Origin of the sequence: Paenibacillus peoriae KCTC 3763 (assembly GCF_000236805.1) — a bacterium.
Taxonomy (GTDB): domain Bacteria; phylum Bacillota; class Bacilli; order Paenibacillales; family Paenibacillaceae; genus Paenibacillus; species Paenibacillus peoriae.
This window is the reverse complement of the sequence record NZ_AGFX01000011.1, coordinates 766649-780765: the sequence shown is the minus strand read 5'-3', so window position 1 is coordinate 780765 and position 14117 is coordinate 766649. Positions and strand designations below refer to the sequence as shown.

The 14117-nt window shown below is 48.3% G+C and carries 9 protein-coding genes and 1 pseudogene; all 10 read right to left on the bottom strand.

Translation table 11 applies throughout. The features are described 5' to 3' along the window. Positions 1 to 67: 67 nt before the first annotated feature. Entirely contained in the window at positions 68 to 1906 is a 1839-nt protein-coding gene (locus tag KQI_RS0106105) for an ABC transporter ATP-binding protein (RefSeq protein ID WP_010345862.1), read from the bottom strand. Beyond that, a complete protein-coding gene (locus KQI_RS0106100) occupies positions 1903 to 3678 on the bottom strand; it encodes an ABC transporter ATP-binding protein (RefSeq protein ID WP_010345860.1) in 1776 nt (591 codons plus the stop codon). The genes KQI_RS0106105 and KQI_RS0106100 overlap by 4 nt, the downstream gene beginning before the upstream one ends. A gap of 257 nt (positions 3679 to 3935) precedes the next feature. Continuing rightward, the gene (locus tag KQI_RS0106095) at positions 3936 to 7616 is read right to left on the bottom strand and encodes a dynamin family protein (RefSeq protein ID WP_010345859.1); all 3681 of its coding nucleotides are present in this window, start codon (positions 7614 to 7616) and stop codon (positions 3936 to 3938) included. Between the two features lie 168 nt (positions 7617 to 7784). Further along, positions 7785 to 7913, bottom strand: a pseudogene (locus KQI_RS29160) (glutathione peroxidase); the annotation flags it as partial. Between the two features lie 113 nt (positions 7914 to 8026). After that, positions 8027 to 8299 carry a hypothetical protein gene (locus tag KQI_RS0106085; RefSeq protein WP_007430739.1) on the bottom strand — a complete coding sequence of 91 codons (273 nt, stop codon included), beginning with the start codon at positions 8297 to 8299 and terminating at the stop codon, positions 8027 to 8029. A 58-nt stretch (positions 8300 to 8357) separates the two neighbouring features. Next, positions 8358 to 9032 (bottom strand): endonuclease III, encoded by a 675-nt coding sequence (nth, locus tag KQI_RS0106080; protein WP_010345856.1) that lies wholly within the window; start codon positions 9030 to 9032, stop codon positions 8358 to 8360. Positions 9033 to 9244: 212 nt separating this feature from the next. After that, positions 9245 to 9895 (bottom strand): GerMN domain-containing protein, encoded by a 651-nt coding sequence (locus KQI_RS0106075; RefSeq protein WP_010345854.1) that lies wholly within the window; start codon positions 9893 to 9895, stop codon positions 9245 to 9247. Between the two features lie 45 nt (positions 9896 to 9940). Beyond that, positions 9941 to 11440, bottom strand: a complete 1500-nt coding sequence (locus tag KQI_RS0106070; protein WP_010345853.1) for an N-acetylmuramoyl-L-alanine amidase family protein — start codon at positions 11438 to 11440, stop codon at positions 9941 to 9943. Between the two features lie 303 nt (positions 11441 to 11743). Beyond that, positions 11744 to 13318: an N-acetylmuramoyl-L-alanine amidase family protein gene (locus KQI_RS0106065; RefSeq protein ID WP_010345852.1), complete on the bottom strand. Its 1575-nt coding sequence runs from the start codon at positions 13316 to 13318 to the stop codon at positions 11744 to 11746. 189 nt (positions 13319 to 13507) lie between these two features. After that, the gene (gene leuD / locus KQI_RS0106060; RefSeq protein WP_010345851.1) at positions 13508 to 14110 is read right to left on the bottom strand and encodes a 3-isopropylmalate dehydratase small subunit; all 603 of its coding nucleotides are present in this window, start codon (positions 14108 to 14110) and stop codon (positions 13508 to 13510) included. Positions 14111 to 14117 lie beyond the last annotated feature (7 nt).

The window sequence follows — 14117 nt, the reverse complement described above, 5'->3', positions numbered from 1 at the left end:
TAGCTTCAAGAATGCAATAGTGCTCGGCATTAAAATTTACAAAAAGCGCGATTTTTTGATCTTTTTTTTACAAAAATCTGAACTGTGCTTCCACCAGCCCCCGATATATTCCATGTTTTTTCATCAATTGTTCATGATTACCACTTTCCTGAATCTCTCCGTGGTCCAGTACAACAATATGATCGGCATTCCGAATGGTAGACAAACGGTGGGCGACCATAAAAGACGTTCTTCCTTTCAGCAGAACCTGAAGGGCATCCTGAATTTTCATTTCTGTTTCCGTATCAATGCTGGCTGTCGCCTCATCCAAAATAAGAATTCGCGGATTGGCAAGCAATGCCCGGGCAAAGGATAACAGCTGCCGCTGACCCATGGACAGCATACCACCTCGTTCCTCCACCTCTGTTTCATAGCCGCCCGGTAATTGAATAATAAATTCATGAGCATTGACCGCCTTCGCAGCCATTTCAATCTCCTCATCCGTTGCATCCAAACGGCCAAAACGAATATTATCACGAATCGTACCTGAAAATATAAACGTATCCTGAAGCACGATGCTAATCTGGCTACGCAAGCTCTCCACCGTCACGTCACGCACATCATGACCGTCAATGGTCAACCGCCCTGATGTAATGTCATAGAAACGGCTGAGCAGGTTAATGATTGTACTTTTACCTGATCCGGTATGACCCACAAGGGCAATGGACTGGCCCGCCTCGACAGAGAGAGTAATGCCTTTAAGCGCCTGGCGTCCCTTTTCATATTCAAACACCACATTTTCAAATTGAATATCGCCCCGAATAAGCGGCAAATCCTTGGCTCCCGGCTTGTTCGCAATATTCGGCTGTTCATCCATAAACTCAAATATTCTCTCGGATGAAGCCATCGCAACCAGCAGCTGATTGTACATTTGACCCAGGCGATTAATCGGCTCCCAAAAGTTCCCTACATAGTTGGCAAACGCAACCAGCAGACCCACCGTAAGCTGATCTGTCTGAATCAGATGCGCCCCGAACCAGAAGAGCACCAGCGTACCCAGCCCTCCTGTAATATCAATCAACGGACCAAAAACCTGATTCATGGCGGAGGCTTTATCCCACGACCTTTTGCTGGAGCTGTTCATGTCATCGAAAAAAGCCATGTTTTCCTGCTCCTGCGTGTAGGCCTGTGTCACACGAATCCCCTGAATGGACTCATTCAGATGAGAGTTAATGCGTGAGTTCTTCATGCGTACTTCCTGCCAGGCGCGACGGATACGCACGCGTAGCTTGGTTGAGATCAAAAACATGATGGGGACGGTCACAATGACCGCCAAGCCGAGCTTCCAGTTAATTAGCAGTAAAATGACAATGATTCCCATAAGCTGTACGCAGTCGATCAGGACATTCACTGCCCCATTCGTAAACAAATCCTGTAGCGAGTTAATGTCATTCGTCACACGTACTAATACAGACCCGGCCGGTCTTTTATCAAAAAAATGGAAAGAAAGCTTTTGAATATGCTTAAACAGATCCTCTCGCAGATCGTAAATCACGCGTTGACCGATAATATTGGTGAATTTAATGCGGTATGTGTTGGCTGCCCATTGAATCAAATATAGCAATAGCACCGCACCCGTTATAATCAATAGCAACTTCACGCTGGGCATTGCCGGCCATGCGGGAGTAATCGCCTTATCAATCGCCAGACTGATCAAATAAGGAACCGTCAGCTTGGTAATGGTACCGAGAATCATCATGACCAGAAGGATCGGCAGGATCTGACGGGCATAAGGCTTCATGTAGGCAAGCAAACGTTTAAATTCTGACCAGTTAAACGGTTTGTCAATGACATCATCATCCTGATACACAAAACGTTCATTTTTGGGCTTTTTTAACGGATTGGCTTTTTCTGCTGGTATATTCATGGTCTCACCTGCCTTTCGGATACACCATCTGAGGCCTGGTCTATGTAATCGGCGTATTGAATATGATACACATCCTGGTACGGGCCTGGAGTGGCAATAAGCTGTTCATGTGTTCCTCGCTGGACAATTTCCCCTTCCTCAAGCACCACAATTTCATTGGCATGACGAAGTGATGAGATTCGATGAGCAATAATAAATGTCGTGCGTCCACGCATAACCTCCTGAAACCCGGTCTGAATTTCATGCTCCGTCTCCATATCGACCGCACTGGTAGCATCATCGAGTACGAGAATTTTCGGATTTTTGAGCAGGGCGCGCGCGATGGCAATCCGTTGCTTTTGTCCCCCGGATAGCCCCAGTCCACGTTCACCGACGACGGTATCGTAACCCAGCGGTAGCTCGGTAATGAATTCATGTGCCTGAGCCAGCTTGGAAACGCGTATGATGTCATCGATACTGACATGGCTTAAACCATAAGCAATGTTGTTGCGGATAGACGATGAGAACAAAAACGTTTCCTGAAACACAGAAGAAATTTGAGCACGCAAATCACGAATTTTCAAATGGCGTATATCCGTTCCGTCCAGCTTGATGCTCCCTGCATTCACGTTGTAAGCCCGCATAAGGAGCTGAATAATGGTCGATTTTCCTGAACCCGTTCCACCCAAAATGCCAATGACGGATCCCGGTGGCGCATCCAGATTAATGTCAGCAACAGCGGGCAGCTTATTCCCGTAAGCAAACGTGACATGTTCAAACGTAATATGTCCCCTCACCTGCTCAGTATGAAGCGCTAGAGCGTCAGGTTCATCGGTTACATCAACATGCTGATTCAATAGCTCCAAGACCCGTTCACCGGAAGCCTTAGACTGCGTATAGTTATTAATATGAAAGCCAACGCTCCAGATCGGACCGATAATATACCAAATTAAGCTAAAAAAAGCGACAAGCTGCCCCAGAGTCATCGACTTCACAATGACCAGATAGCCCCCCATGCCTAATAGAAGGACTACACTAACAGAAGCGATCAGCTCCATGGCGGGGAAGAAGCGACTCCACAAGGAAGCAGCCTGAATTTGATTACTTTTATACTGTTCATTTCGTATTGAAAATTTCTCAACTTCATAGGATTCTCGGGCAAAAGATTTAACGGTGCGCACCCCTGTTATATTTTCCTGTACCGCTGTCGTCAAGGCGCTGAGCGCAATCCGCATTTCCTGAAAGGTGGGATGAATTCGGGATTCAAACTTAAATGTGACGAGGAGCAGCAAAGGCATGCTGATCATCGTAAAGAGGGTGAGCTGCCAGTTGATATACAGCATCATCATAGAGCCGAATACGACCATCAGTACCACATTGAGGAGTTGGGCAAAACCAAACCCGATAAAGTTGCGAATCGCCTCCAGATCACCGGTCAGACGGGACATGAGATCTCCCGTTTTGGCAGTGTCATAGTATCTGAAGGACAGAAATTGCAGCTTTTCGTAACAGGCATTGCGGAGTCGATACGCCAGAAAATTTCCTAGCCGTCCACCAAAAAAACCATGTAAAAATTGCATAAACCCTTTGATGATCACGACTCCCAGTACAGTCAGAGCCAGCACCGGGACTTTCTCGAAGTCACCAGGAATGATAGCGTTATCAATGAGCCTTTGGAGCAGGTTCGGATACACCAGTCCCAGGGCCGTCGCTATCGCTAGGCATAGAATGGAAAGAAACAGATAATGTCTCCTCTCGCGAAAAAAAACTTGCAGTTGCCTGAGCACTTCCATGTCAATGTCCCTCCATTAGTTGCACGACGTTGTTATGGCTTAGTGAAGTTTACCATTCGCATTCCAAGGCGGCAAAGAGGATAACAGACCGTTTTCAGGCAGGTTCGCAATTGGCGGGTGATTAGGTAAATTAAATCGCTTTCTTATCATTGAATAGGGCTATTTCCTCAGTTTTCCTTTCTTTTTGAAGCATGCTTAAAACACCGGGTTGTCCCACAACCCGGTGTCCTGAAGCCTTCTTGCAATGGTGTATATATTTATTGAATTAGCGTTGCTTCCTGCTCCAGTTCGGCAATACGACCTGCCAGCTCTTCCCAGACCTGCGGCTGCTCATCACCTGCAAGCGCATGCTCCATACCGCCAAGCGTCTCCAGCATCTGCTCTCGAAGCTGTGCCATCTGCCATGTTTGCTCCTCCTGCATTAGCTTAACGTAAAAAGAAGACATCCGTTCCCGCTGTACCTCAATAGCTTCGCCAACTTTCTCGCGTAGGATCGGCTCCAATTTGGATTGCAAATTCGCCCGACCAGCCCCTTCAAAAAAAAGCTTCGGATTTTTAAAGGTATTCCAATACTCCTTCCACAGGACGGAATCCTGCAGCGAAATTTCAATCAGTTCAGGAACAGACCATGCTCTGGCTTCAGGTGCTGTGCAATCCAAACCTGTCAGCCGCTGGTTCATCTCTTCCGTACACCCTTGTATAGCCTTGCCTACCAAGGCTTTCCCCGTTTTTTCCAGCCGGAGTGTAGTTGCCAATAATTCCTGGGACAGCTCCAGCTCAAATAATCGCATCAGTTCACGACCACAGGAGGCAAAGGCTGAACGAAGATCCCCTGCTCCTTCGCGTAAAACAGACGGATGAAACGCCTCGGCCATAAACTCTCCAATCCGGTAAGCAAGCCGTTGACGCACATGATACAGTAGTTCATCGGTTTCACCTAATAAAACAGCTGCACCGCTGCTGTCAGACAGGTTTTGGAGTAGCTGCTCCAGCTCGCTGCGAATACGTTTTAATCGCTCTAATCGAATCGCACGTTCTTCTACACCATACCGGGCATCAGCGGCATGCTGCTCTATCCGGTTTCGCACCCGCCCCAGCTCCTGCATTGCAGAAGCAATAGACAAGCCCGCCAGCTCATCAGCTGCGAATGCCGAAAAGTCTTTTTCAAACCCATCAAAACGCGAAGCTGTACGCAGCGAGGGCTCTCCCTGTTCGGCTGCTTCGAGTGCGAGCATGCTGGACAACGGATAAATACGCGGCTTTCGGATTCCATTCGCCTGTAGTTGTTCCTGTACATGTCGGGTCACGGATTGCAGTTCTTCTTCGGATGAAGCCAAATCAGAGGCATTGACGATAAAAAAGGTCTGATCCAGCGCCAGCGTCTCTTTAACTCGGCCCAACTGGTTCAAAAATTGCCGGTCTCCTTGGGTAAACGCATGATTGTAATACGTGATAAATACAAGCGCATCTGCATGCTTCATATAATTGAAGGTCACACCAGTGTGCCGGGCGTTCACAGAATCCGCTCCAGGCGTATCCACTAACACAATTCCCTGACGGGTCAGAGCGCAATCATAATAAAGGTCGATATGCTCCACGAAGCATGACTTGTGCTCGGACGCGACAAAATCCCGATACTGTTCTAGATTGACCTGAAGCTGCTGGCCCAGCAAGCTTTGAGCTTCTTCCCATCCGGCTGCAGCAGCCTTCAAAAAGCTGTAATGCGGCCTTCCGGCAGGGTGAATCCCTTCCGGGGACAACTCACGTACGGCTTCCTGCCAGCCTACTGCCTCCGGTTCCCCCAAGCCCAATAACCGGAACGAATATTTAAGATCGTCCCGCAAGGCGTCCACTGATTTCATGTGGACGTCAGCCGTGGCATGGCGCTCAGGACTGGCTGGCGCCATAATACGGTTAATCGCCGCTGTCGTTGGATGCGGCGATACGGGCAACACCGCTTCGCCCAGCAAAGCATTGGCGAAGCTGGACTTTCCGGCGCTGAACGCTCCAAACAGCGCCAGCGTGAACCGCCCGCCCTCCAGCGCAGCTGCGCGGGCATGCAAATCCCGTACCGTCGCCTGCATGGCAGGGTACGGATTTACCAAGGCAGCGGCGGTTTTCAGCCGAGCCGCTGCTGCCTCCAGCCGCGTGCGGCGCCCTCCGGCGGCAGACTGTGCCGCCGCCGTGCCCGCTTGCGGCAACGACGATCCGGCGCATGTGCCAGCGATGGCGGGCCGCGACGGATCTGTTAGTGCTGCTGGAGCCACCCGGGCCGCGGCGTCGGCTCCAGCAGCAAGCGCAGCCGCGCGGGGCAACGCGGCAGGCGCGGAGGCCTGCGGCAGCAGGCTGCGCAGCGCGGTGGCGTGTGCAGCCGCAGCGCGCACCCGTGCGCTGTAGCGGCTCGCCGCGTCAGCCTGCGCCAGCAGCGCATGGCGGGCGGACGCAAGAGCCGCGCGACGGCCCTCGGCCTGCACCGTAAGCTGGGCCAGCAGGCGGTCTGCCAGCTCCAACGCCTTGCGGCGACAATCTGCCGTGACTGCGGCGCGAAGGTCCTTACAATAGTTCAGCGTATACTCCGGCGACAGCGCCGTTTCCTTGACCGTCTGCTCAATCAGCTGCCGATCCGTTACAGGACGAATGCCATCCAGCTCTTGCTCCATCGCAGCAGACAACAACCCATGACCTTCTCCCCAAGCTCTCAGCAGCTCGCGCACATGGGGGAGTAGTTGCCCCTCCACCTGATCGGTCAGCATCCGTGTCAACCGCTCCAAGCGATGCTCCTTTTCTCGCTCCGTCTTCCCTCCGGCAAACCACAGCCCGATTTTAAAGCCGGGCTTGCGGCTCTCCAAATATTCACCTGCTGCTTCACGCAGCTCCGCTGGTGTCAAATGCACATGCTCCAGTAAACGATCCAGCTCTTGCCGCAGCCGTGTGTGCTCTTGTTCCGGAAGCATCCGCCACTGCTCATCCTCTTGCTGCAAGGCTTTCTGCTCCAATTCCAGGCGGGAAATCGCCTCTTCTCCACCCGCCTCTTCCAGCAGCATGCTCAGCTCTTCTTCTTCAGCTGCCTGCACATCCTCCACATGCTGCTCTACCAAATGGTGCATGGAGGATACCAGGCTGTACGCCAACAGCTCCGTTTTGCGCTTCAGTAATTGCTGGATCAACGACGGCAGCTGTTGCCACTGGTTCCAAGGGTGATTCCGCTCTTTTAAGGAAGTAAACAATATATCTGTATAATGGACCTGCCACGCATGAAAGCTGGCCTCCACCTCATTGCGGTAACGTGTAAATGAAAGCTCCCGCTCCCGGTGTTTATCGATTTGATTGATGATCAAGTATAACGGCTTGCCCCAATCCGATAAGCTTTTGGCAAAGGACAAGTTATTCTCAGATTGAACATGGTTGTAATCCATCACATAAAAAACGATATCTGCCCAATGTAAAGCTGAATGTGTCGCCAGCGCATGCCCTTGGTCTGTGGAATCTACGCCTGGTGTATCCAGCAGCACCCCTCCACCAGATAGCATCGGGATATCCTCCCATACCTGAATGGATTCATAGGCCCCGCCATTTTTACAATATTCAGCCAGTTCGGCTATGGAAGTTTCCATCACTTCTGGCTCGGGGTTTTCCGATGTTCGGGCTGGATGAATGAGTGCTCTTGAATGTCCATGCCGGATGGACACCACATTAGCGCTCGTAGGCACTGGTCCGGAGGGCAGCACCGTCTTACCGCACAAGCTATTAATCAAGCTTGATTTCCCCGCCGAGAAATGTCCACAAAAGGCAATGGTCAATTCGTCTGCATGCGCCTTCTCTAGTAGGTCAGCCAGAGCCTTGGCTCCCGCCCTGTCCCCTGCTGTATGCAAAGTATTCCGTATCTGTTCAATTGTATCTGACCACTTTCCGGCATTCCCTGTAATCGTTTGCATCATAAGCTACGGTTCCACTCCTTGTCTCTTGACAGCATCAAATAGCTATATTGTAGCACTCCTGTGCCACTGTGAGAATCATCACAATTAAAAAAACTAAACAGCGTTCCCCGCCAGTGCCTGACTTTGGGGAACGCTGTTTTCGTAAATGATCACCATAGGTTCATTTTGTTCTGTAAATTTCCATTTAATCGAATCTCCTGGTAAGTACTCAGGATGACGCTCATCAATTAAAGGAATAAGTATTTTGGCAACCGAATGCGTTTCATCAAAGCCCTTAAAGGGCAAAGACGAAAGCAATATGTAAGCAACAGATGGTCTTCAAGATTCGCGTAGGTCATGCGCCTTCAGGCTGGTTAGACCAGCCGAGCCGCCTACCGGAACATGCAGTACATGTCATCCGCTAATTGCACTTAATTTGCTGCTGTCTCAAGCACTGGCAGTAAAATTTCAAATACTTGACCATGCTGCAAAATCGTAATTCCGCGGGATTTGTCCTTCATTACGACCACTTCTGGCTTTTGTGACATACGTTCCAGATAGTGCTCAGGTACATCCCCGGAATGGCTGACCGTAATCCCTTCAAGATCGCGCTCTTCATTTTCAGCAAACTCTGTGGTTACAATCTGCTCAAAAATATCAGAAAACGCCTCAAAATTGTCTGTATATACCGAAATGCACTTCATTACTCTTCATCCTTTTCTACACATAAATGGTTAAACCCTTTGCAAGTTCTATGGGTCTTTAAGCTCTACGTTCCTTATCTTTTCTGATAAGAGACGTTTTCATACGTTTCTTGCCTTCCCTGCATACATCAAGCAACGGACATACCTGACATTGAGGATTTTGAGCCTTGCAATGGTAGCGACCGAAAAAAATAAGCCTGTGGTGGGTCAATGACCATTCATCCCTAGGTACTCTTTTCATCAGCTTTTTTTCCACCTCAAGCACTGAATCATCCCATCCTGCAAAACCAAGCCGTTTGGATACGCGCTCTACATGCGTGTCCACCGCAATAGCCGGTACATTAAATGCGGTAGATACGACGACATTAGCCGTCTTGCGTCCAACACCAGGAAGCTTGACTAGCTGATCATGCTCAGATGGTATTTCTCCCCCGTACTGGTCTATCAATATACGGCACAGGTTATGAATATGCTTGGCCTTGTTTCGGTACAAGCCGATTCTGCGAATATCCTGCTCCAGCTCCTCAATAGGTACAGCCAAATAATCCTCGGGTGACTTGTATTTTTGAAACAGGTCTGCCGTTACTTTATTGACCATCTGATCGGAGCACTGAGCCGACAATAACACGGCAATCGTTAATTCAAAGGCATTGTCATGGTTCAACTCACAATGGGCATCTGGAAACATCGTACCGATGGTATCCAATATATGACGTGCGGTTGCTGCATTCACGGAATCCTACCTCCTACCAAAAAAAACGTCCTGATACGGGATAACCCGCATCAAGACGGTCACTCTAAATAATCATCCGGAAAGAAACGAATACTATTTGTGCATGACTGCCTGCATAGGCGAGAAACACACTCCTATATTATCATTATTTGTCACAAATTGCACGTGAAAAGTGTGCAAATTTCCGAGAAATTTTCATATAATCTGATCTGTTAACGGCTCATTGGATGTTCCAAATCTACATGTCCCATTAAGGACTCCAGAGCCTGACCATCAACGAGCAAATCCAGTGTTTTGATTTCCTTGAACTGGAACATCGTTTTCTTCAAAGCATCAATAGCCAATTCCTCGCCGCCTGCACCCAGACGCGCTTCGTCCGGCAAAGAAATGTCAAGGGTCAATGCTCCGTTATCCAATTTGATATTATGCACGGAAATTTTATCAGACCATAATGGTATCAAAGCAGAATCCCCACTCTTTTGCAAAGCTTCAAACGCCTTTTGGTATTTTTCCAGCTCGCTTGGATAGGTAATTTCCTTTTTCTGCTCTTTCAAGCCAGTCTCTTGAGTATCGGTGTAGTACACTGTGATCTGCTGCGTTTGGTGATCTCCTGATTTTCCTGTTTCCGTCTTGGTTGTTGTAGGTTCCGTTGACGGGGATGCAGGAGTCTGAGACGCCCCATTATTGTCAGCAGACTGAGCCGATGAATCAGGAGTCGTTTGCCCAGGCGTACTATTCGGCGCAGCAGGTGTTTGTGTTTCCTGAGTCGGAGCTGCCGGAGCAGCTGTCTGCTTGGAGGCACAGCCTGCGCCTGCTATAGCAAACAGTGCCAGCAGACCTGCGATTACGATTTTCTTGTTCATATGTCCCCCTCCTTGCTTGACGTTGGCAAGCGATTTGTTGAAGATTTATTTTACACCAAGATACTCTGTGATGCCATCTGCAATCCCCTGAGCTACCCGGTTTTGAAAATCTTCATCAAACAGTGTGGCTTCCTCTTTTGCATTACTCAAATATCCTACCTCAAGCAAAACGGCTGGCATAGTCGTTTCCCGAATCACATGGAAATTGCCATAACGAATGCCCCGGTCTGTCAGACCCGTTGCAGGAGCAAAGTACTTATGCATAACGTCCGCGAACGCTTTGCTGGCACTCCGCTGGTAATACGTCTCTGTACCGTTGGAAGCTGAACTGCCGCTGCTGTTAGCATGAATGGACACAAATACATTAGCGTTGAGATTTTCAGCCACTTTTACCCGCTGTTTAAGCTCCAGGAATGTGTCGTCGCTGCGCGTCAATACGACCTCAAGCTTAGGATTCTGCTTTAAAATGCTTTCCACTTTCAACGCCATAGCCAGGTTAAAGGTCTTCTCGTAATTTTTTCTTGAAACCCCAACTGCCCCAGAATCCTTTGCTCCATGACCTGCATCAATAACAACGACCTTTTTACCATTACTGTTCACTGGTGATGTCTGTGAATCGTCTGGTGATGAACCATCTGGCAACGTGGCATCAGGCGTTGTATTGATTGAATCCTTGGTTGCCAGATCGACGATGACATGATTGGATCCATCATTGTATGCAGTGTAGTTCATGGCATGCTTCAAATCAATAACAACCCGGACTGTTGAAGGCTCCTTTTGGAACAAAGCATAACGGATACCGGACACATCCGCTTCATTCTGAATGTCCAGTGAACCATTCAAGGTGTTATCCAGATTCTGCTGATCTCCAAAATTGTCAGCAAACACAGTTGCTGGCAAATCCACAACAACCCGGTCAGGAGCTGTCATCGCAAACGCTTTTGGCTTGACTGTACCCGCAGTTGTGATGGTTAAACGATTTTGGCTGAAACTGATTTCCTGTACTGGTGTAACACCTGTGCTCGCATTATTAGCTGGTGTAGTTACACTTCCTGTACTAGAACTGTTATTCCCGGATTTCGGAGGTGTAAATTCCCCGTTCCCAGACCCGCTGCTGCGGGTATATAATTTTACGGACTTGGAGCTGCTGTCCCATTTTACGTCCAGTCCCATTTGCTCCCCGATAAAACGAAGCGGTACAAGGGCATAATTGGAACGCAGCAGAGGCGAAGCATCCAGACTAATGTCGCTTCCATTGACAGTCGCCGTCTTGCTTCCGATGTTCATTCGGATCGAAGTACTGTCCTTCTCAATCGTTATGGTTCGCGCCTGCTGCTTCCATGTCACGTCATATCCTAAATTTTCAGAAATTACGCGTAGCGGAACCATTGTGCTTCCGCCTATCACTTGCGCCTTAGCGCCACTAGGGACACTTAACTGTTGATCGTCGAGATAGATTTGCGTTCCACTCGAAGCCGCATGTCCATAACCCGGAACCGCCCACATGAAGACAAATAATAACAACAAAAAACCAAATTTCTTCATTCGTCACCCTTCCATTCATATTTTTTTTGCCACATGCTCCGGTGCGGCGACCTGATATACGCGCTTATGTAATATCAGACAACCTTTTAGACGTTATCTCACACCAAAAGTTGCGAATATATTCCATCATATCAGAAATATACGTGCCTAAGAACTATTTTTGTCGAATTATGACTAAAAAAATAGTCCTTTCGTTTTCCGTCAAAAGTCATCGTCGAAAAAAATAAAAAAACTGCTTTTCACCTCCATGAATTTCCATAAAGGTGGAAAGCAGCTCTTTTTTTAACCCTCTTGATTAATCACTTAGTTAAGCGCTTCTGTTGTCACCGTTTCTGTTCCTAAATACTCTTTTAATCCATCGACAATACCTTGTGCAATCCTCTCCTGTGTTTCTTCTGTAAACATAGCTGCTTCATCAGACGGATTGCTCAGATAGCCGCATTCCAGCAGCACGGCCGGCATTTGCGATTTTCTTGTTACCAAATGGCTTGCCATCTTAATACCGTTATCCTTAAAACCGGTAGCCGTTACAAGATGCTTGTGCATCGTCGTTGCCAGACTCAAGCTTTCCTGGCGTGCATAGTAGGTTTCAGAGCCATTCGCTTTTCCGTTATTGGAGGCTGGCATACTGTTGCCATGGATAGAAATAAACACGCTCGCCTGTTGATCATTCGCCAGTTGGGCGCGTTCATCGAGCGTCGGATACGTATCTCCATCCCGGGTCATTACGACCTGAATTGAAGGATCATTTTGCAAAAGCTGCTGAACCTTTAAGGCTACGGCCAATGTAAACTCCTTCTCGCGTCGTCCAGACACACTGGCTGCTCCAGGGTCCTTGCCACCATGTCCAGGATCAATTACGACAAGCCGCCGTCCTTCGACATGAGTCGGCGTGACCACTTGAGGGTTCACACTATGCTCACGCAATTGGAGGACGATTTCACCCGTGCTATTTGTTGAAAGCTCGTAATCACGTGCCTGGTTCAAGGCAATGACGACACGAACGCCCCCATTTTGCCCATCTGCGGGAGCAAATCTGATTTCCTCCACATCCTCGCTGTCACTGTTCGTCAAAGCCTGTGTGCCATCCTTACGAATCGGAAACAGTTGGGAAAAATCAGACGCCAGCGAAGCCCCTGGTAAATCTACAACAATGCGGTCAGGCCCCGTCATTTCGGACACTTTAGGGGTTGCGTCTTTGTTCAGAGAAATCTTTAATGTGTCCCTCTCAAAAGAAATGTTTTGTACAAGCAACGCATTGGCTGTGGTCTGTTCTGCATTCTGCTGCTTGGATGGTGAAGATGCCGTTTCCGTTTGCTTGTCTACTTTAATGGATTTTGTTGTCGTCGCTGTAGTGGTAAACAATTTTTGCGTGCTTTTATTACTTTCTGTTGGCGTTTGTGACGTTTTTTGGGATTGGGACTGTTGATCTGTCTGCGGAGCTGCCGCCTTTTGACTAAGGTTTACGGATTTACTTTTATTATTCCAGTCGACTTTTAGTCCCATTTGCTCCCCGACAAAACGCAACGGAACCATCGTCGAGTTGCCACGCAGCACAGGAGGCGCATCCAGACTAACTGTTTTACCATTCACATCAGCCGATGTGCGGCCTACATACATAGCCATATCCGTGCTGTTTTTTTGAATTGAAATTTTATAGGCTTGCGGCTCCCACTTGAACTGATATCCAAGCTGCTCCCCAACCACTCGAAGTGGTACCATGACTTTGCCATTGACCATTTCAGGTCTGGCATCCGCCGGTGCTTCCACTCTTTTACCATCCAGAAACAACTCTGCTCCTGCAGCATTCGCATGAGGGAAGGACGGCCACAACCAGATCAAGATCGCCGCTAATATCACCCAACCGTATTTCTTCATCCTCATTCCCCTAACTTCTATATGTAATATTTTTTGTGCTCCTGCATAAATATAGTCCTCAACCATTTCACATTTACAATACCATGCTCAGTCGAGTCGTCAACCCCTTATTTACCAATTTAATTCTAAAAATAAAAAAAGCCCGCAGGCAAAAGAATTGCCAATACGGGCTTTCTGTTCAAATGATGATTATGCGCCTTGCTTGGCAGCACGCTTTTGTTCATAAGCCAGAATTTCAGCCTCATGCTGGAGCGTCAAGCCAATGTCATCCAAACCTTGCAGCAGGAATTGACGACGATGCTCATCCAGATCAAAATCAATACGCAAACCATAATCGTCAGTAATTGTTTTTTCGTTCAAATCAACGTTCAATTGGTAGCTATCATGCTTCGCCGTGCGCTGAAATAAATCCTCTACTTGCTCTTCAGACAGCTTGATCGGCAAAATACCGTTTTTAAAACAGTTATTATAGAAGATATCCGCAAAAGACGGTGCGATTACAGAGCGAAATCCATAGTCCATGATCGCCCACGGCGCATGTTCACGAGAGGAGCCACAACCAAAGTTGGCGCGAGAAATCAGCACAGACGCCCCTGCGTAGCGAGGCTTGTTCGGTTCAAATTCAGGATTGACATTGCCTGCCTCATCAAAACGCCACTCATAAAACAGAAACTGTCCAAAGCCTGTGCGCTCGATTCGTTTCAAGAACTGCTTAGGAATAATAGCATCCGTATCCACGTTCACCCGATCCACAGGCGCTACGATTCCTTTTAATGTAGTGAATGCTTCCATCGTAAAT